This window comes from Pseudomonas sp. NBRC 111131 (assembly GCF_001320525.1).
Lineage (GTDB): Bacteria > Pseudomonadota > Gammaproteobacteria > Pseudomonadales > Pseudomonadaceae > Aquipseudomonas > Aquipseudomonas ceruminis.
This window is the reverse complement of the sequence record NZ_BCBH01000002.1, coordinates 245,237-264,398: the sequence shown is the minus strand read 5'-3', so window position 1 is coordinate 264,398 and position 19,162 is coordinate 245,237. Positions and strand designations below refer to the sequence as shown.

17 protein-coding genes and 2 pseudogenes are annotated in these 19,162 nt (G+C 63.8%); 8 read left to right on the top strand and 11 right to left on the bottom strand.

The genetic code is table 11. The features are described from left to right. Nucleotides 1-6: 6 nt before the first annotated feature. Entirely contained in the window at nt 7-273 is a 267-nt protein-coding gene (locus APH34_RS03295; RefSeq protein WP_054899743.1) for a DUF4880 domain-containing protein, read from the bottom strand. Between the two features lie 91 nt (nt 274-364). Then, a pseudogene (locus tag APH34_RS03290) lies at nt 365-1,945 on the bottom strand (FAD-dependent oxidoreductase); the annotation flags it as partial. Here APH34_RS03290 and APH34_RS28525 point away from each other — a divergent pair. Then, nucleotides 1,929-2,585: pseudogene (locus tag APH34_RS28525) on the top strand (sugar phosphate isomerase/epimerase family protein); the annotation flags it as partial. The pseudogenes APH34_RS03290 and APH34_RS28525 overlap by 17 nt on opposite strands. Here the strand turns inward: APH34_RS28525 and APH34_RS03285 are convergent. Further along, nucleotides 2,582-3,916, bottom strand: a complete 1,335-nt coding sequence (locus APH34_RS03285) for an MFS transporter (protein WP_054899741.1) — start codon at nt 3,914-3,916, stop codon at nt 2,582-2,584. The pseudogene APH34_RS28525 and the gene APH34_RS03285 overlap by 4 nt on opposite strands. Nucleotides 3,917-4,212: 296 nt before the next feature. Between APH34_RS03285 and APH34_RS03280 the strand changes: the two genes are divergently transcribed. The 4 genes from APH34_RS03280 (at nt 4,213) to APH34_RS03265 (ending at nt 7,769) form a co-directional block, all read left to right on the top strand. Continuing rightward, nucleotides 4,213-5,760, top strand: a complete 1,548-nt coding sequence (locus APH34_RS03280; RefSeq protein WP_054899740.1) for a sensor histidine kinase — start codon at nt 4,213-4,215, stop codon at nt 5,758-5,760. A gap of 178 nt (nt 5,761-5,938) precedes the next feature. Continuing rightward, entirely contained in the window at nt 5,939-6,538 is a 600-nt protein-coding gene (locus APH34_RS03275; protein ID WP_054899739.1) for a hypothetical protein, read from the top strand. Beyond that, a complete protein-coding gene (locus APH34_RS03270) occupies nt 6,538-6,966 on the top strand; it encodes a phage holin family protein (RefSeq protein ID WP_054899738.1) in 429 nt (142 codons plus the stop codon). Before APH34_RS03275 ends, APH34_RS03270 begins: the two co-directional genes overlap by 1 nt. After that, nucleotides 6,963-7,769, top strand: coding sequence for a DUF3618 domain-containing protein (locus APH34_RS03265; RefSeq protein WP_054899737.1), 807 nt, complete (start codon nt 6,963-6,965; stop codon nt 7,767-7,769). The genes APH34_RS03270 and APH34_RS03265 overlap by 4 nt, the downstream gene beginning before the upstream one ends. 53 nt (nt 7,770-7,822) lie before the next feature. On the opposite strand, the gene APH34_RS03260 is transcribed toward APH34_RS03265, so the two are convergent. Next, the gene (locus tag APH34_RS03260; RefSeq protein WP_054899736.1) at nt 7,823-9,169 is read right to left on the bottom strand and encodes a sodium:proton antiporter; all 1,347 of its coding nucleotides are present in this window, start codon (nt 9,167-9,169) and stop codon (nt 7,823-7,825) included. 131 nt (nt 9,170-9,300) lie between these two features. Next, entirely contained in the window at nt 9,301-9,942 is a 642-nt protein-coding gene (locus APH34_RS03255) for an HD domain-containing protein (protein ID WP_156358059.1), read from the bottom strand. Between the two features lie 143 nt (nt 9,943-10,085). On the opposite strand from APH34_RS03255, the gene APH34_RS03250 reads away from it, so the two are divergent. Continuing rightward, on the top strand, nt 10,086-11,057 hold the full coding sequence (locus APH34_RS03250) for a GlxA family transcriptional regulator (RefSeq protein WP_054899734.1): 972 nt from the start codon (nt 10,086-10,088) through the stop codon (nt 11,055-11,057). An 8-nt stretch (nt 11,058-11,065) separates the two neighbouring features. On the opposite strand, the gene APH34_RS03245 is transcribed toward APH34_RS03250, so the two are convergent. Then, the gene (locus APH34_RS03245; protein ID WP_054899733.1) at nt 11,066-12,853 is read right to left on the bottom strand and encodes a thiamine pyrophosphate-requiring protein; all 1,788 of its coding nucleotides are present in this window, start codon (nt 12,851-12,853) and stop codon (nt 11,066-11,068) included. 175 nt (nt 12,854-13,028) lie between these two features. On the opposite strand from APH34_RS03245, the gene APH34_RS03240 reads away from it, so the two are divergent. Further along, nucleotides 13,029-13,307: a hypothetical protein gene (locus APH34_RS03240; protein WP_054899732.1), complete on the top strand. Its 279-nt coding sequence runs from the start codon at nt 13,029-13,031 to the stop codon at nt 13,305-13,307. On the opposite strand, the gene APH34_RS03235 is transcribed toward APH34_RS03240, so the two are convergent. Further along, the gene (locus tag APH34_RS03235) at nt 13,289-13,813 is read right to left on the bottom strand and encodes a hypothetical protein (RefSeq protein ID WP_054899731.1); all 525 of its coding nucleotides are present in this window, start codon (nt 13,811-13,813) and stop codon (nt 13,289-13,291) included. The two genes, APH34_RS03240 and APH34_RS03235, sit on opposite strands and share 19 nt — an antisense overlap. A gap of 195 nt (nt 13,814-14,008) precedes the next feature. On the opposite strand from APH34_RS03235, the gene APH34_RS03230 reads away from it, so the two are divergent. Beyond that, nucleotides 14,009-14,731 carry a DUF72 domain-containing protein gene (locus tag APH34_RS03230; protein WP_054899730.1) on the top strand — a complete coding sequence of 241 codons (723 nt, stop codon included), beginning with the start codon at nt 14,009-14,011 and terminating at the stop codon, nt 14,729-14,731. Between the two features lie 54 nt (nt 14,732-14,785). Here APH34_RS03230 and APH34_RS03225 read toward each other — a convergent pair whose 3' ends face one another. From APH34_RS03225 to APH34_RS03210, 4 genes are all read right to left on the bottom strand, one after another. After that, complete coding sequence (locus tag APH34_RS03225; protein WP_054899729.1) at nt 14,786-15,250, bottom strand: hemerythrin domain-containing protein; 465 nt, start codon at nt 15,248-15,250, stop codon at nt 14,786-14,788. Nucleotides 15,251-15,343: 93 nt separating this feature from the next. Next, entirely contained in the window at nt 15,344-17,545 is a 2,202-nt protein-coding gene (locus APH34_RS03220; protein WP_054899728.1) for a xanthine dehydrogenase family protein molybdopterin-binding subunit, read from the bottom strand. Further along, a complete protein-coding gene (locus tag APH34_RS03215) occupies nt 17,542-18,543 on the bottom strand; it encodes a xanthine dehydrogenase family protein subunit M (RefSeq protein ID WP_054899727.1) in 1,002 nt (333 codons plus the stop codon). Before APH34_RS03215 ends, APH34_RS03220 begins: the two co-directional genes overlap by 4 nt. Further along, nucleotides 18,540-19,067, bottom strand: coding sequence for a (2Fe-2S)-binding protein (locus tag APH34_RS03210; RefSeq protein ID WP_054899726.1), 528 nt, complete (start codon nt 19,065-19,067; stop codon nt 18,540-18,542). The genes APH34_RS03215 and APH34_RS03210 overlap by 4 nt, the downstream gene beginning before the upstream one ends. Nucleotides 19,068-19,162 lie beyond the last annotated feature (95 nt).

The following is a 19,162-nucleotide window of genomic DNA, read 5'->3' as shown; positions in this document are numbered from 1 at the left end:
AGGCGGCTAACTGTCCAGTGTCCCTTCCTTGCGGGGCGCTGGGTGGGTGAGAAGCTTCTTTGCGCTGGCCAGGTGGTTGGGAAGCTGGTCACTGAGCGCCCAAATCTCGAGTATCTTGGCGTACTCGAAGGCATGTAGCGGGTCGGCCTGAAGCCAGTGCTCGAACGCGGCATGGTCTTGTGCGGTGCATTCGTCGTCGTGCAGACGCAGGCACCACGTCGCGGCTTCGGTGATGACGGTGTCGCTTGGCTGTGCGGGCGGGGGTGGTTTCATTTTCAGCTACCTGTGTGACTCGCAAGCCACACTAAGGAAGCGTTTGGCAAAAAAACGTTAAAAAAACATCATCAATTTCAACATCCTGCCATTACCACGCTGCCGGTGTCGGGGTGCTGGCGCCGGTCGTGGCCTGCACCCCGGCGATATGCCGCCCGGCCACATAGCCAAAGGTCAGCGCGGGACCAAGGTTGATGCCGCCGGAGGGGTACCAGCCGCCGAACACGCTGGCCATGTCGGTCCCTGCCGCATACAGGCCCCTGATGGGCTGCCCATCGGCGTCCAGCACCCGTGCGTGGCCATCGGTGCGCAGGCCGGCGAACGTGCCGAAGCACCCCGCCTGAACCTTCACCGCATAGAACGGCCCATGCTCGATTGGCGCGACGCAGGGGTTGGGCCCCTGGTGCAGCGGATCACCCTGTTTGCGCGCGAACGGTGTGGATCCGCGGCCGAATGCCGGGTCCTGGCCATGACGGGCATGGCTGTTGAACTCGGCCACCGTGGCGCGCAAGCCGGCCGGGTCGATACCGCAGGCCTGGGCAAGTTGTTCGATGCTGGCGCCGCGCTTGAGGTATCCGCTGCGCAGGTGCGGCCATACCGGCAGCGGGGCCGGGCGGGCATAGCCAAGGCCATAGCGGCGCAGAAAACGGTGGTCGCAGACCAGCCACGAACAGGCGTGTTCGCCCGCCGGTACGGCCTCGAGCATCGCCGCCACGTAGTCGTAGTAACCCTGGGCTTCGTTGACGAAGCGCTTACCGGTGGGCAGGACGCCGATGATGCCCGGCTTGCCGCGTTCGATGATGTGCGGGAAATGGCCGATGCTGCCGTCACGGTGTCGCACCTTGGACACCGGCGCCCACGCCACCGCTGACTTCAGGTCGGTTGCGACGACACCGCCAGCGGCCTCGCCAAGGCGCAAGCCATCGCCGGAGCACGATGTCGGGGGCAGGGCGAGAAGGTCCTCGGCGGCGGTGCCGCCGGCAAGCAGTTGCTGGCGCCGCACAGCGTCGTGGGGGAAGCCGCCTGCAGCGAGCACTACGGCGTTGGCACGAACCGTCAATTCACCCTGCGCGGTGCCGACCACCGCCCCGCGCACTTCACCGCCTTCGAGCAGCAGGCGCTTGGCCGGGGCTGATTCGATCAGGCGTACACCAAGGTCTTCGGCTGATTTGGCCAGGCGTGCCACCAGCGCCACGCCGTTGACCAGGTGCATGGCCCGGCCATGGCGGGCCAGGTGATACAAATGGCGACCGAGGCGCTTGCACACCTGCCCGAACGCGCGCGGCGAACGGGTCATGTTGAGAAAGGCAGCCAGGTCGGCTCCGGCCATGATTGGCATGCCCATGAACGAAGTTTCGCGCAGCGTCCTGCGCAGGCGCGGCAACAGTGCGCCCACTTCGCGGGCATCATAGGGGGCGGCGATCACCTGATGCCCACCCGTGGCAGCGCCGGGGGTGTCGCCGTGCATGTCGGGGATGGCATTGCCATCGACGAACTTCAATGCCGTGTGGTTCTCGAAAAACGCGACCATGTGCGGGCAGGCTTCGAGGAAGGCATTCACCCGTTCAGCGTTGTAGTGTTCACCCAGTTCATGACGCAGGTAGGTGCGCGGTTGCTCGATGCTTTCCTCGAAGCCGGCGCGGCGCGCCAGCGGGTTGCGCCGCCAGACCCAGGCGCGCCTGCGCGACACTGGGGTCAAGGTGCTCGACCTGGAAATCCTGCGCCTCACGCCGGGCACCCGGGTAGCGGATTTCGAGCCCATTTTGTCTGTCGGTGCCGAGTTGGGCGGGACTGAACTGCTGGTTGCCGGCAATGACCCAGACGAAGCGCGTGTCACGGCCCGCTTCGCCGAACTGTGCGACCTGGCGGCGGGTTATGGCATCTACCCGCACCTGGAGCTCATGCCCTGGACCGACGTGCGCGACCTGCGCCAGGCCATGCGCATCGTCGCTAATGCTGACCGGGCGAACGGCTGCGTGTTGGTGGATGCATTCCATTTCAACCGGTCGGCGTCATCGCTCGAAGACCTGGCGCGGCTGGCGCCGCAGCGCATGCGTTACGCCCAGCTCTGCGACGTGGCCGGGCCAGTGCCGGCCGACCTGGACGAAATCCTGCGCCAGGCCCGCAACGAGCGGCGTTTCCCGGGGGAGGGCGATGCGGACCTGGTCGGGCTGTTGCGTGCGCTGCCAAAGGCTGTGCCGTTGAGCCCGACTCGACAATTACTGGAGCAGGGGGTGAGTGGCGAAGCGCGAGCGCGCATGGCGCCGCACAAAGCCCGAGCCGTGCTGGCACGCACATCGCTGCTCGATTAGGACGTTCCAGCCGTTTCGATCTGGCGCGGCGCCATGAAATACAGCCAGATCAACCCCAGGAAATACATCAGCGGGATCAGGGTAAATAACACGGCATAGTTGTTGTGGGTGAGGGTCAGCACGCTGCCGACGATCTGTGTCATGAACATCCCGCCGACGGCTGCGCACAAGCTGCCAAAGCCGAACACTGTGCTCACCAGGTGCTTGGGCGTGTAGTCCATGACCAAGCTCCAGATGTTGGCTGTCCAGGCCTGGTGCGCGCCCACTGCCACGGCGATGGCCAGCACGGCCATCCACAAGCCACTGGCGTGGGCGGCAAAGACCACGCTCAGGATGGTGCAGGCGAAGATCAGCATCGAAATCAGCCGGGCGCGAGTCGCCCGCACGCCCCGGCCGATCAGCCAGGACGACAGGATGCCGCCGCCGATGCTGCCGAAGTCTGCGGTGAGCCAGATCAGGATCAGCGGTATGCCCATCTGCGTGACGCTGATACCGAGATTGTACTGCTGGTTGAGAAACGGCGGCAGCCAATACAGGTAGAACCAGAACACCGGCGCTGTGATCGCGTACGCCACGGCGAACGCCCAGGTGCCACGCTGACGCAGGATGCGCCTGAACGGCAGCGGCGAGGCGTGTGGTTCTACCTCCTGCTGGATGTAGTCAAGCTCACGCGGGGCCACGCGCGGATGGTCCTCTGGATTAAAGTAGTAAAGGCCCCACAGCACCACCCAGACCAGCCCCAGGCTACCCATGGCGATGAATGCCGCCTGCCAGCCCCAGGCTGCCAGGATCAGCGGCAGCAGGGCCGGGGTGACCATCGCGCCGACATTGGTGCCGGCGTTGAACAGGCCAGTGGCGATGGCTCGTTCGCCAGCCGGGAACCACAGGCGCGTAGTCTTCACGCATGCCGGATAGTTGGCTGCCTCGGTCAGGCCGAGGATGAAGCGGCAGACCATGAGCCCTGCCGCCGAGGTGGCCAGGCCATGGGCACCGGTGGCAAGGCTCCACAGCAGCACCGCAACGAAGAACGCGTGTTTCACGCCGACCTTGTCGATCAGCCTGCCCTGCAACAGGAAACCTATCGCATAGCCCACCTGGAACCAGAAGTTGATGTCGGCATAGTCCATGGCCGTCCAGCCCATGTCCTTGGCGAGCACCGGCTGCATGATGCCGAGGGCGGCGCGGTCGATGTAGTTCAGGGTAGTGGCGAAGAACACCAGGGCGAGCATGCCCCAACGGGTCTTGCCGACGGCCAAGGCGTGGCGAACCTTGTCACCGACGCAGCCGTGGGCTGTAAGGGGGGTGGCAGTATCAAACTTGGAAGGGGTCATGGGGACATCATTTTTTGAATGTGTTGTGAGCGGCAGCACTGCGTCGCGGTTTTGCCTGGGGCAGGGCATGCTCGCCGACCCGTCAATGGTGCGCAGTCTGGGAGTGACCGTCAATTCGCGTACCGGGCAACTGTTCGATAACCGCACGGAGTCATGCCGGTCATCGTTTTTCCGCTGGGTTGCCCTGGCGTGGAGCCGATCAGCGTGGGGCGACGGGCCACCTGTCTTTCGCCCGTACAGTTGTGTAGATTGGTTGAAGTGCCTGACTCCTATCACCTGGTGAGCAGCAAATACCCATGCAACAGTCCCCTCCAGACGAAACCATTCGTGCAGCGCTGCAGAAGTCCCATGCGCGCCTGCGCAAGCAACATGAACTGGTAGTCGAGTTTGGTGTGATGTCGCTCAAGGCATCCGACCTCGATGAGTTGCTCGACCAGGCGTGTGCAACCGTCGCAACGGGCATGCGAACCCGCTTTGCCAAGGTGCTCATGCCCATTGCCCAGAGTGACGAATTGTTGCTTTCCCACGGTGTGGGGTGGGACGCGGCCGACATCGGCAGCGCACGGATAGGGGGCGATGAAGCCAGCCCGGCGGGCTATGCCATGGCCACCTACCGGCCCGTGCTGTCCAACCATTTAGGCCTGGAACAACGTTTTCGTACCCCTTCGCTGCTCAAGAAGTACGGCATCGAGCGGGCGATAAACGTGCCTATTCGTGGTATTTCGGCGCCGTTCGGCGTGCTTGAGGCCGATAGCGGCAACGGCGACGATTTCATCGAAAGCGACCTGGTGTTCATGGAGGGCATCTCCAACGTCATTTCCATGGCGGTGGAGCGGTTGGCTGCGGGGGCGCAAACCCTGCGCCCAGACCCCTATTCGGAAAGCGTGCTCAATGCGAGCCCCGACTGCGTGAAGATCCTGTCAGCAGGCGGCGCAATCGAGTTCATGAACGAAGCTGGCCTAGGCCTGATGCAAATCGGTGACCTGGCTCAGGTCAAAGGCCGGGTGTGGTCACAGTTGTGGCCCGAGGCGTCCCAGGGCGTGGTGGATGCCGCCCTGGCCAAGGTGGGCAGCGGTGAAGCGACGCGTTTCGAGGCACTATGCCCCACCCTGCAGGGCGAACCGAAATGGTGGGATGTCACGGTCGCGCCCATCCTTGGCGGCCAGGGTACAGTGGACAAGATCATCGCTGTGTCCAGGGACATCACCGAGCGGCATCACTACGAAGCCCAGTTGTTGTCGTTGATCGATGCCCAGCACACCCGGCTCACCGAAAGCGACTTTCACCTGGAAGAGATCCATCACCGCGTCAAGAACAGCCTGCACCTGGTCAACACCCTGCTTTTGCTCCAGGCAAACCTTGCCGCCGATGAAGCGGTCAAGCTGCAGCTACAGACCGCCGCCGGGCGCGTGGTGACCATTGCCAGCGTCCATGAGCGGCTTTACCAGAATGCGGAAACACAGGCGGTCCGCGCCGGCGACTACCTGGCTGCGCTGTTGGGCGACCTTGGCAAATCGATTGCCGACCGGCAGATTCTGCTGCAGGCCGACACGTTCGTGCTGCCGCCCGAGCGGATGGCACCGCTTGGCCTGGTGATCTCCGAACTGATCACCAATGCGCTCAAGTATGGCAAAGGCACCATCGGCGTGAGCGTGAAGGACGCTGGCGACCATGCCTTGATCACCGTTACCGACGAGGGTGACGGCTTCCCCGCGTCGTACCCCAAACCCACCGGCACAGGCTTGGGCATGCGCCTGGTGAAGAGCTATTCGGGTTACGGTACTGCGGCGATCAGCGTTGATCGCCGTGAAAAGAGCACGATCAACGTGCGCTTCAGGTTGTGAGGCCACCCGTCACTTCGCACCTGCCAACCTCGCCCCGGTAACCCTTGCACAAGCCATTGGTGCCCAGGGCAGGGGTTACCGATCATTCTGACTGAACTCCACGCGCGCGCCCTGCGTCCCCCGAATGAAGGCACACAACCCGGCACTTGCCGGCTCTTCATCAGCGAGGGACACGACCATGGAACGCGATCAAGGCTCGGCATCGCCGCCGGGCAGCACCCAGGACCACTTGCACGCCATAACCGACGAAGCAGGTGCCCTGCTAAACGAAGCAAAAGTTCAAGGCGCCGAGCAGTACGAGCATTACCGCGACACGGCAGCCGATCAGCTCGACTCCTTGCAGGAAGGCGCCCGCTCGGCAGCGTCGGCGTTGGAGGGCAAGGACACGCTGGGGCTTTCCCAATACCTGACCCAGGCGGCCGAATGTGTGGGCAGCTTTGCCGAGCAGATCCGCCACGAAAGCGCAGAAGACCTGCTGCATCGCGGTTCGCGCCTGGCGCGGGACAACCCTGGGTTGTTCCTGGCGGGCAGCGTGGCGATCGGCTTCGCCTTGTCGCGCTTTCTGCGTGCCAGCGCCAGTTCCACGGCAGGGGCATCCACTGCACCGCCTGCTTATGGTGCCAGTGAGCCCTACCACAGCAGCGCGCCCCAGCCAGACCGTGCCAGCGATGTCTCCACCCACAAGCCCTATACCCCGGTCGACCCGGTCGGCATGGGCGCTGGCGCGCCGGTAAGCGGCGGCCCACTGGAGCGTGACCCGCTCAAAGGAGGTGAATGATGAACAAGGACCCTTTGCAGGTGAGCCCTGGGTTGCACACGCCAGCGGATGACCCGGTCGGTGTAGGTGGCCTGCTGCGCCAGTTGATGCGCGAAGTGCCCGAGCTGTTCAGCAAGGAACTGGCCTTGGCCAAGGCCGAGCTGCAACACAACCTCAACACCTTGAAGGCAGGTACCGCGGCGGTAGCCGCCGGCGCCATCGTGCTGCTGGCGGGCTTGATCATCCTGTTGATGGCGGGGGTGTATGCCCTGGCGTTGGTCGTTGCGCCGTGGCTGGCGGCGCTGATCGTGGGCGTGGTCACGATGATTATCGGTTTCATCATGCTGCAGTCGGGCAAAAAGCAGTTCGAGCCTTCGCAGCTGACCCCTGATCGCACGCTGCATGCCATGCAGCAGGACAAGGATGCGTTGAAGAGGAAACTGCCATGAGTACCTCCTTTGAACACGATACGCACAAAGACCCCGACCTGCTCGAGCAGGAGATCAACGCCAAGCGCGAGCACATCAGCGACCTGGTCGATGCCTTGGAGCAGCGCCTGAGCCCGGGCCAGTTGATGGACCAGTTGCTGGCCTACGGCAAAGGCAATGGCGGGGAGTTCTTCCACAATCTGGGCACCACCTTGAAGAACAACCCGGTGCCCACGGCGCTGACAGTGCTCGGCCTGGCGTGGTTGGGTGTCAACCAGAATCGGCCGTTCAACCCAGGCCCCGCCCATACCGGGCCAGGGCTGGGTGAAAAGCTCGGTGAAGCGGTCGACAGCGTGAAAGGCGCTTTTGCCCACGCCGGCGAAGCACTGCACGGCGCCGGCGACAGCATGCGCGGCAAGGCCCATGACTTACGTGACCGTGCCAGTGACCTGGGCCAGGGCGCGCGGGCGTCGGTGCAAGGTTCTGCCGACAGCCTGCGCGACGCTGCCCATCAGGTCGGTGATCAGGCCACGGCGCTCAAAGGGCAGTTTGATCATTTGCTCAAGGAGCAACCCTTGGTGCTGGCGGCGCTGGGTATCGCCTTGGGCGCAGCGTTGGGCGCCGCCTTGCCCGGTACACGTAAGGAGGACGCGTTGATGGGGGCCAGCAGTGACCGGTTGACCGATACCTTGAAGGCCAAGGGCGAGCAAGCCAAGGAGGCGGTCAAGGAAAAGGTCCGGGAATCGACTGCCAAAGAGGTGCCGGCCGGGGCCCACAGGGCAGGGGATACCGACCTGTCTTCGGGCTTGGGCTTCCCTTCCTGAGCTTTGCGGCCTCCACAGGCTCTGGCCGACCTGTGGAGGCTGTTGGGCAGGCATCAACGGGTAGGACGCGCTCGGCCGGTTTCGTAACGGGCCAGCAACGGTTGCACACTCAACCCGTGTACCAGCACGCTCAGCGCCACCACCGACAGGGTGAGGTTGGTGCAGGTCAAGGCAACGGCAGGCAGCAGGTCGTGGTTGAGGGCGTAGAGCAGGTAGTACAGGCTGCCGATCCCGCGGATCCCGAACCAACCCAGCAAACCGCGCTGTGGGAGGTCCAACAGGCTACCCCACGGTATCAGCAACGTGCCCAAGGGACGAATCAGCATGAACAGCACCCCGGCCACGATCAGCGCTCGCCAGTCCCAGTGTTCGATCAATACCACACCGAGCAAGGTCACCAGGAACACCTCCATCGCCCGCTCCACCAGGCCGCCGAACGCCAGCATGTCGCCCAGCATGATGCCCGCCGCGACCTGGCTGTCTTCCAAAGCATCCAGGTCGCCCTTTACCGCATGTTCAGGCGCGACATGCTGGTGGCCGACCACTGGCTGCACCAGGTGCTCGGCCGGTTCATGCGGGTCGGGGCTGGTGTGCACTTCGGCCTGGCGCAAGCCAAGGCCTGCTGCGAACACGGCGAGAAAACCGTAGCCTTGGATCAGCTCGGCGACCACATACGCCAGGGCAATCAGGGCCAGTGTCAGGTAATCGTTAGGTGACACGGTGCTGTCGTCGTTCTGAATGCGCAGGTACAGGGTCAGGTGGCCCAACCCGCGCCCCATCCAGTAGCCACACAGCAGCCCCGCAGGCACGGCCCACAGCACATCCTGCAGCAGCCAGGGGCCGAGCCACTGGCCGCCTGCCTCCCCCTGTACAAGCAGCAGGCCGAGAATGACGAAGGGGAAGGCCACGCCATCGTTGAGCCCAGCCTCACCGGAAAGGCCAAAGCGGACCCGGTCATAGTCCTGTGCGTCGTTGACCTGCACCAAGGTGGCCAGCACGGGGTCGGTTGGGGCAAGAATGGCGCCGATCAATACCGAAACGCCCCAGCCCAGGTGCAAGCCGAAATGCAGCAGCAGGCTGACACCCGCAATGCACAGCAGCATCAGCGGCCCGGCCAGGCAAAAGGCGACGCGCCAACTGCGGCTGCTCAGCGGCAGCCGTAGCTTCAGGCCGCTGACGAACAGCGAGAACAATACGGCGACTTCGGTGAGGTGTTCCATCCAGCGGCTGGACTGGCCAAGGTCCAGCTGCAGCAGACCCAACCCAGCAGGGCCAAGGGCAATGCCCAAGCCCAGGCACATCACGGAGGTGGTGACCGGTATCCAGCGCAGGTAAGAGGAGGTGAGCGCCAGCAGCAGCAACACGGCCCCTAGCATGGCGACCCAGACAATGAAGCTCATGTGCGCAATGCCTCCACAGAATCTGGGCCAGGGCCATGATGCTGTGACTGCAGGCACGCGGTGCGCGTTCGGCGTGTAAGGCCAAGCACCGCAAATAAACTGCCGGGCCATCAGCCCGGCAGCCGTATGGCTCAGCTCGGCCAGCAGGACTGGCGGATGATGCTGCAGAAATTGCCCGGGCGGAACGCCGGTTCCTTGTCGGCAATCACATCCGCCTTGACGTTGCCAAAGGTGGTTTGAGGCTTGTGACGAATACCCTCGTAAAACGCCTGGATGATCGCCTCCTTGAAGTGATCGCCGCGTGGGTGCGCCTGGACGACCGCATCGCGGTCGGCAATGCTCAGGCCTTCGTGGTGCAGGCCCAGTACGTCCGTTTCAACGCCGGCGGTGACCAGCGCGATCAACGGGTGCATGTGCTCGGGAATGCCAGGGGTGGTGTGCAGGGCGATGGCTGTCCATACGCGTTCGATATCGCGCTCGTCGATACCGTGACCCTGCAAAAAGTCGCGGGCGACATTGGCGCCATCGACCTCGAAGCGGCAGCAGGCGCTGCTGTGCTGATGGGTCAGGCCCATGTCGTGGAACATGCAGCCGGCGTATAGCAGTTCGCTGTCGAAGTTGAGCCCGCGGCGCCGGCCGGCCAGCGCCGCAAAATAAAAGACCCTGCTCGAATGATGGAACAGCAACGGCGTGGCGGTATCGCGAACCCGCTCGGTGATTTCCCGCGCCATGCGGCTGTCGGGTACTTGAATACCAGCAAGGGTAGCCATGATTGAGACCTCAGTGGGGAATGACGTGGTCAGTCTGCGGCCCTGAGGCTGTGTCCTCAATTGACTTGTTGCGTCAAATACTGCCATTGTCAGCGTGATCCGGCCTTGCGCCGGACCCCTCTGCTTGCCTGCACCCCGGAGCTTTCATGCCGCCTGCACCACGTACCCTCGCCATCCTCGCCCTGCCGGGTGTCCAACTGCTCGATGCCTGCGGGCCGCTGGATGTGTTCGCCGAAGCCAATCGGCAAGCAGGTCATGAAGCCTACCGCTTGCGTCTGCTGGCTTGTGAGCCTGGCCCGCTGGTCAGCTCTTCCGGCACTCGCCTGGTGCCCGATGGCTGGATAGGGGAAGCGCTAGAGGCTTTCGACACCTTGCTGGTGGCCGGTACGCCACAAGCGGCCGACCTCTACCTGCGCCCCGGCATCCTGGAGTGGCTGCGGATACGGGCGGGGGCGTGCCGCCGTTACGGCTCGGTGTGCACTGGCGCCTTTGCCCTGGCGGCCGCCGGCTTGCTCGATGGCCGCCGCGTGACTACCCACTGGGCCGTTGCCGCGCCGCTGGCGGCACGCTATCCCCACGTGCAGGTAGAGGCCGACGCTATCCAAGTGCATGACGGTAACCTGCGCACCGCCGCAGGCGTCACTGCCGGCCTGGACTTGGCCCTGGCGCTGGTAGAGGAGGACCTGGGGCCTGCCATTGCCCAGCAGGTGGCCAGCCAGTTGGTGATGTACTTCAAACGCCCAGGTGGCCAGTTGCAATTCAGCCGGCAGGGCGCGACGTCGCCTGTCGGGCGTTCGGCGCTGCAGTCATTGCAGCGCTACATTGCCGCCAACCCGGCACTGGACCACACCATTGCGCAGCTGGCATCGCGCATGGGGTTGAGCCCGCGCCATTTTGCCCGGGTGTTTCAACAGGATGTAGGCATGACCCCGGCTGCCTGGGTGGAACTGGCGCGGGTCAATGCGGCGCGTGCGCTGCTCGAGGGCGGGCGGGACGCCCCCAAGCAGGTGGCGGCGCTGTGCGGGTTCGCCAATGCCGATACGTTGCGCCGCACATTCGTTCGCCATGTCGGCGTGACCCCGGCGGAGTACCGCAGGCGCCATGCGCCTTCACGCTGAAGGCACCGTCACTTTCGCCCAGGCAGCACAGCGCCGAGCACCTGTTTTGCAGCTTGTACGATGATCCCAGCCTCGTCGGGATCGCCCTTGAGCAACGTGCCGGCAAACGCCTTCGCCTGCTCCAGGGTGATGTGCGGCGGCAGTGGCGGCACGTTGGGGTCGGTCTTGAATTCGATCAGCACCGGGCAGTCGGCGGCCAGCGCCTGTTCCCATGCACTGGCGACGTTCTCCTCGCGGTCGACGAAGATACCCTTGAGCCCGATGGAGATGGCGAACAGGTGGTAGGGCACGTCAGGGATCGACTGTGAGGCCTCGAACTTGGGGTCACCTTCCATGACCCGCTGTTCCCAGGTGACCTGGTTTAGGTCCTCGTTGTTGAACACCGCGCAGATCCATTTCGGGTTTTCCCACTGCTGCCAGTACTTGGCCACGGTAATCAGCTCGGCCAGGTTGTTCATCTGCATCGCACCATCGCCCACCAGGGCGACCACTGTGCGCTGTGGGTGGGCGAACTTAGCCGCAATGGCGTAGGGCACCGCGGCGCCCATGCAGGCCAGGCCGCCAGACAGCGAGCATTGCATGCCTTGGCGGATCTGCAGGTCGCGTGCATACCAGTTGGCGCAGGAGCCGGAATCACTGGTGACGATGGCGGCGTCAGGCAGACGCGGGGACAGCTCGTACACCACACGCTGCGGGTTGATCGGGTCGGCCTTGGCCATGGCGCGTTTTGCCACGGTCTTGTCCCAGCGCGCGCGCCAACCCTCGACCTTCTTGCGCCAGCGCCGTTCGGTCTTGTGTTCGAGCAGGGGGAGCAACTCACGCAGGGTTTCAGCGGCGTCGCCGACCAGGTTGACCTCCATCGGGTAGCGTAGGCTGAGCATGTCTGCCTGCAGGTCGATCTGCACGCCACGGGCCTGGCCTTCCTTGGGCAGGAATTCGGCATAGGGGAAGCCGGAGCCGATCATCAGCAAAGTGTCGCATTCAGTCATCAACTGGTAGCTGGGCTCGGTGCCCAGCAGGCCGATCGAGCCCGTGACCCAGGGCAGCTCATCGGGCAGGACTGCCTTGCCCAGCAGGGCCTTGGCCACCCCTGCGCCGAGTTTTTCGGCAATGGCGAACACTTCCTCTGACGCTTGCAAGGCGCCGGCACCGACGAGAATGGCGACCTTGCGCCCGGCGTTGAGCACCTCGGCGGCGCGCTGCAAATCGCCGTCATACGGCACCACTTTTGGCTTGCTGTAGCCAATGCCCGAATGCAGGGTGCCGTGGGCCCGTGGCGGTTCGTTGTAGGGCAGGTCCTGCAGGTCGTTGGGAAGAATGACCGCCGTCACTCGGCGCTCGCCGACGGCCGTGCGCACGGCGCGGTCGAGCAGGTGACGCACCTGCGAGGGGGTGGAAGCCTGTTGGACGAAGGCACCGGCCACGTCCTTGAACATCGAAACCAGGTCCAGTTCCTGCTGATAGTGCCCGCCGAGCGCACCGCGTGCCTGCTGGCCAACGATGGCCAGCACTGGCATGTGGTCCATGCGCGCATCGTAGAGGCCGGTGAGCAGGTGGGAAGCACCGGGCCCGGAGGTGGCGATGCACACGCCCAGTTCGCCGGTGAACTTGGCATGGGCGCTGGCCATGAACGCGGCCATTTCTTCGTGCCGGGCCTGGATGAACTCAATCTTGCCGTTGGCCCGGCTCAGTGCGCCGAACACACCATTGATGCCATCGCCTGGGTAGCCATAGATGCGGCGCACGCCCCATTGGTACAAGCGCTCAACCAGAAAGTCGCCTACCGTGCCTGTCATTGTCGTCTCCCTGTCAGTCGTAGTTAGGGTCTGGACTGAGTGCCGGCGCGGAAAGTTTCAACCGTGTGCGCCCTGGTCGGCTGGCTGGAACCTGGCAACCGTCCATGCCTGAAAGCTGAACCCTGGTCGCCGTGCCGACTCCATGGTTAAACGCTGGCACCGAAGGGGGTGCGACATGAGGGTTTTCGACGCGTCCTTGACGTTGCCGGAACAGGAACGGCTGCAGGGGCTGGCGGCGTGGTATCGCCTGCTCGAAGACAGGCTGCTGCGCATGGAGTGCCCGGATGACTACCACGCCGAGCTGGCGCGCAGGGCCGATGAGATGGATCGGCTGGGCCTGATCAGTTTCCGCGAGTGGCGCCACTTGCGCGTCGAAGCCCATCGCGCCTACCTGGACGCGGTTGCCGGGCGGGATTACCCGTGCAGTGTGCCGAGTCAGGCCAGCTGGATGTAGACCGCGTAGATGCCCAGCAACATCCAGAACACCAGGAAGATCCATGGCGTGCGCAGGGAGAACAGCAGCGATTTGCGGTGCCCGGCGCGGGAGGTTTCAGCTTCACAGAACAGTGGCGACTCATCATACGCCAGGCCCATTAGCGGCTCGCTACGCAGCAGGTGGCTCTGCTTCAACTGCCAATGGTCAATGACCGTGTAGGCGGCGTGGATGCCCGGCCAGGCATTCAGCGAACTCAGCACCCCGAGCAAGGCCAGGAACGCTGGCACTATCAGCGTGAACATTTCGCCCCAACCCTGGTTGGTGTTGTTCATCGAGGACACGAAGGCGATGACCAGGAACGACTGCGCCGCCAAGTACGCGTCGGTACGGTTGGCAAGGATACTGGTTTCGTACTGGATCTCCCGACGATAGAAGTCCAGCCGCTCCTTCGGCGAGCCGAACATCCTGACATTGTGCTCGTCGATTTCGTGTTCGGGTGTGCTCGGTGTGATGATTCGGGGCATTCGACAGCTCCTGCAAATTCGCAACAACCAGGCCCGCGTGTCGAGCCTCATGGTTAGGGAAGCCTGAACCCCGTGCAAAGTTCAGCGCCGGTTTCCAAGACGGGATGTACGGCATTAAGGCCCTGCCGCCGCGATGGAACGCCGTACCCCGCCGGCACTCATAGCAACAAATGGGCTAACGGCAGGAGCGCTGCAATGATCCATCTCGGCTGTGCCGGCTGGAGCTTGTCCAGCCACGAGGTGCACGCATTTCCCGGTAGCGGCAGTCACCTGCAGCGCTACGCCGCGCAGTTGAACGCGGTTGAGATCAACAGCTCGTTCTACCGCCCGCACCGGCCGCAAACCTATGCCCGCTGGGCTGCATCGGTGCCCGAAGGCTTCCGCTTTAGCGTCAAGCTACCCAAGGCCATTACCCACGAGCTGCGCCTGCAAGGTTGCGAAGCATTGCTGGATACCTTTCTCGGCCAGTGCGGCCAACTGCAAGGCCACCTCGGGTGCCTGTTGGTGCAGTTGCCGCCGTCATTGGCGTTCGACCGTGAGGTGGCGCAACGCTTTTTTGCCAGCGTACGGCAACGCTATACCGGCGCGTTGGCGGTGGAGCCCCGGCATGCATCGTGGCAGGCGGCGCAGCCGATGCTGGTGCAAATGCAGGTGGCCCAGGTTGCCGCCAGCCCACCACGCTTGGCCATCGATGCTCAGCCAGGAGGTTGGCCGGGATTGGTGTATTGGCGCCTGCATGGGGTGCCGCGGACCTATGCCAGTGCCTATTCAGCGGCGTTTGTGCAGCAAATGGCAGTGCTGCTCACCGCCAGCGCCGCGCAGGGTGTGCCAACCTGGTGCATCTTTGACAACACGGCGTCCGGTGCCGCCTTGGGCAATGCCTTGGCGACACTGGCGTGCCTGAACGCAGCGGGGTGACATTGTGAGCACCGTGGGAGGCGTTGCGCGCCACCCAGGGCGCGCACGTGTTGGTCAAGCGGCGCGCTGGTCGCCCTTGTGCATCTTCTTGTGCGCCAGCATGGCTTGCCCCATCTGTTCGAGCTCTTCTTTGCCCAGCAGTCTCTTCGCGGTCGGGAACAGTTCGCCTTCCTCTTCTTCGATATGGTGCTCGAGCAACTCTTTCATGACCTTGACGCGCCCGGCGAACTCAAGCGTACCGGCCTCTGTGTGCAGCAGGTCAGGCAATACCAGCGAATCGACGGTGCGGTGCTCTTCCTTGGCCTCGTAATACATCTTCGCTTCTTCCTTGCCTCCCGCCTGTTTGATGGCCGGGTAGAGGATTTCTTCCTCCAACGCGGTGTGCACCTGCAACTCCTGTTCGATGCGCTGCAGCAGCTCGGTGCGTCGTTTCACTGCGCGCTCGGTGGTGGCGGACAGTTCTTCCAGCAGTTTCTTCACCAGCTTGTGGTCTTGAATTAGCAGATCGATAGCATTCATGGAACACCTCATCGCGGTGGTTGGAACTGGGCTTGCCTGGGGTTGAGTCGACGGCCTGGGCAAGGGTTCAACACGGGTGATGGCTGGTACGGGCTACAGCACCTTGTCGAGCGTTATTGGAAACTCCCTGACCCGCTTGCCCGTCGCATGGTAGATGGCATTGGCCACGGCGGCTGCCACCCCGACGATGCCGATTTCGCCAACGCCCTTGGAGCCCAGGTCGTTGACGATATCGTCGGGTTCGTCGACGAAGATCACCTCGATATCGGCAATGTCCGCCTGCACCGGTATGTGGTACTCCGCCAGGTTATGGTTGAGGAAACGGCCCAGCCGATGATCGGTCTGCGTCTGTTCGTGCAGTGCCATGCCAAGGCCCCAGACCACGCCTCCAAGGATCTGACTGCGGGCGGTTTTCGGGTTGACCACACGTCCCGCCGCCACCGCGCTGACCACCCGGGTAACCTTGATCGTGCCCAGGTCTTCATCGACCTGCACTTCGACGAACACCGCCGAATGGGTCGCGGTGGAGAAGGGCGCACGCCTGGCACCCGGTTCTGCATCGATCTGCACGTCGAACGCCCCTTCACTGGCCTGGGCGACGATGTCGGCGATGGCGAAGCGGTGCTCGCCAGCGTGCAGGTAACCGTCGCCGAACGCGATGTCCTGTGCCGCTGTTGCGCCGATCTCGGGGTAGCGCTGACGGGCAAACGCCAGTACTTTCGTGCGCAGCACCAGGCAGGCCTGACGGACCGCAGAGCCTACCGAGGACACAGTGAACGAACCACCCTGCAGGGGCGCGGTCGGCAGGGACGAGTCGCCCAGCACGAAGGTCACGTCCTGCGGCGTCACCCCGGCAGCGTCGGCGGCAATCTGGGTCATGACGGTGTAGGTCCCGGTCCCTATGTCGGTCGTGGCGCTGCTGACGGTCACATGACCCTGCTGATCGATGCTGGCCTTGGCGCTGGCCTTCATCTGCATCGCTTCCCAGACGCCGCCCGCCATGCCCCAGCCAACCAGTTGCCTGCCTTTGCGCAGGCTGCGTGGCGCAGGGTCACGGCTGTTCCAGCCGAAACGCGCGGCACCCTGGTCGTAACAAGCCAACAGTTCCTTGCTGGAGTAGGGTTTGCCTTCGTTGCCATTGCTGGCGGCGAAATTGCGCCGGCGCAATTGCAGGGGGTCGATGTTCGCCGCGATGGCCAATTCGTCCATGGCGCACTCAAGGGCAATCACGCCGGAGGCGGCCCCCGGTGCGCGCATGTCCAACGGGGTATACACGTCCAGCGCTGCCAGCCGATAGCTCAATGCAACGTTGTCGCACTGGTACAGCATGCCGCTCCACTCCACCAGGTGCTCGGTGAAATCCTCGAAACGTGAGGTCTGGCCGATGGCGTCGTGTGCAATGGCCAGCAGCCGGCCATCTGCAGCTGCGCCCAGGCGCAGCCGTTGCTGGGTGCGGGGCCGGTAGCCAAAGGTGAACATCTGCTGGCGGGTCAGGGTGAGGCGCACCGAGCGTTGCAGGTGCAATGCCGCCATGACCGCCAGCGGCAACTGGTACTGCGGGCGCAAGCCCGAGCCGAAGGCGCCGCCGACAAAGGCTGCCAGTACCCGGATTTTGTCCTTGGGCAAGCCAAATACCTTGTGCAGGTAGTCCTGACAGTTCTGCGTACCCTGAGTTTTGTCATGAATCTCCAGGGTACCGTCCACCTTGTAGAACACCGTCGAGGCATGGGGCTCCATCGGGTTGTGATGCTCATTGGGCGTTGTATACGTCGCATCGACCGTGACTGGCGCATTGGCGAACTGCCCCGCGAAGTCGCCACGCGGTTCAGGCGTCTGCGCAGGCGCCGGATAGGCCTGTTCCAGCACGGCAAGCAGGTCGGTCTGGTGGGGCTGCGTGTGGTATTCGATGTGGATCAGCGAGCCGGCGTACCGTGCCAGCTCCAGGCTTTCGGCGACCACCAGCGCCAAGGGCTGGCCGCTGTACAGGACACGGTCATTGAACAAGGGGCGAAAGGGCGCGCCTTCTGCGGAGTCGGCGTCGCTGTAGTCGTCGTCATAACTGGAAATCCGCGGGCGATGGTTGTGGTCCAGCACACAGACCACACCGGGCACCTGCAGCGCCCGGGTGCTGTCGATGCGCAGCACACGACCGCACGCAACGGTGCTCGATACGACGCTGGCGTAAAGCAAACCGTCCTGTGGGTACTCGCCGGCGTATCGCGCTGTACCGGTAACCTTCGCTACACCGTCCACACGGTCGAGCGGTGTGCCGACAACGGGGTTGATCTGGCTCATGGTGTCGTCCTTGCGGGGCGGGTGCCGAACGCGGCGTCACTCAGGGCGCGCACGATGGCTCGACGGCCGAGGGTTACCTTGAAAGCGTTTTGGCTCAGGGGCTGCGCCCCTTTCAGCATGTGTTCAGCCACCCGCGCGAACAGCTCATGGGCTACCTTCTGGCCTTTCAAGGTCAATTCCACGGCCGGGTCACGCCAGGGTTTGTGCGCGACACCGCCCAGTGCCAGACGAGCGTCGACGATCAGGTCGCCCTCTAGCTTCAAGGCCGCCGCCACCGAGACCAAGGCGAAGGCGTAGGAAGCACGGTCGCGAATCTTCAGGTAGCAGTAATGCTGGGCGAATTCAGGCGGCGGCAATTCGATGGCGGTGATCAGTTCATCAGTTGCCAGCTGGTTGTCGCGCTCCGGTGTGTCGTAGGGAAGGCGATGGAAGTCGGCGAAGGGGATACACCGTTTACCCGCCCGACCCTGCACGTGGACCACCGCCTCCAACGCCGCCAAGGCAATGCACATGTCCGAAGGGTGGGTTGCAACGCAGCTGTCGCTGGCGCCGAGAATGGCGTGAATGCGATTCAGGCCTGCGCGGGCAGGGCACCCGCTGCCTGGTTCGCGCTTGTTGCAGGGCACCCCGGTGTCATAGAAGTAGTAGCAGCGAGTGCGCTGCAGCAGGTTGCCGCCGGTGCTGGCCATGTTCCTCAACTGCGGTGACGCCCCCGCCAGGATCGCCTGGGACAGCAGCGGGTAACCCTGTTCGATCAGCGGGTGCCAGGCCAGGTCGGCATTGCTCACCAGTGCGCCAATCAGTAGCCCGCCGTTGGGCGTTTGCTCCACAGTGTTCAACCCAAGCCCGGTGATATCGATCAGGCGCTCGGGCCGTACGATGTTCTCTTTCATCAAATCGACCAAGTTGGTGCCCCCGGCGATGAAACGCGAAGCCGGATCTGCCAGGTTTACCGCGTCAGTGATTGATGCAGGTTTGTGATAGCTGAAGGGGGTCATGTGCGCGGTCCTCGTTCGGCATCGATCTGGGCGCGCGTCAGGGGCAGGGCTTCTTCCACTGCGGCAAGAATGTTGCTGTACGCACCGCAGCGGCACAGGTTACCGCTCATCAGCTCGCGAATGGCTTGTGGGCAGTCGGCGCGGCCTTCACGCGCCAGTCCGACTGCCGAACAGAGCTGCCCGGGGGTGCAGTAGCCACACTGGAACGCGTCGTGGGTAATGAAGGCGCGCTGCATGGGATGCAGTTCGTCGCCGTTGGCCAGCCCTTCGACCGTGACCAGCGCGGCACCGTCGCACATCACGGCCAGTGTCAGGCAGGCGTTGATGCGCTTGCCGTCGCGCAGCACCGTGCAGGCACCGCATTGGCCATGATCGCAGCCTTTCTTGGTGCCGATCAGGTCCAGTTGGTCACGCAACAGGTCGAGCAAGGTGGTCCAGGGGTGGACCTGAACCGACCTGTTCTGGCCGTTGAGTGTCAGGCGTATGGCATGCGCTTCGTGGCCCTTGAGGGAATGTGCGCTCATGGGAGGTCCTCACGGTTAGGGTACGCGCAGTGGGCTGCGTCTTTGTTCTCCGACGTGAGCCTTGCTTGAAACGTTCAGCGTTTCTGCTGACGCCG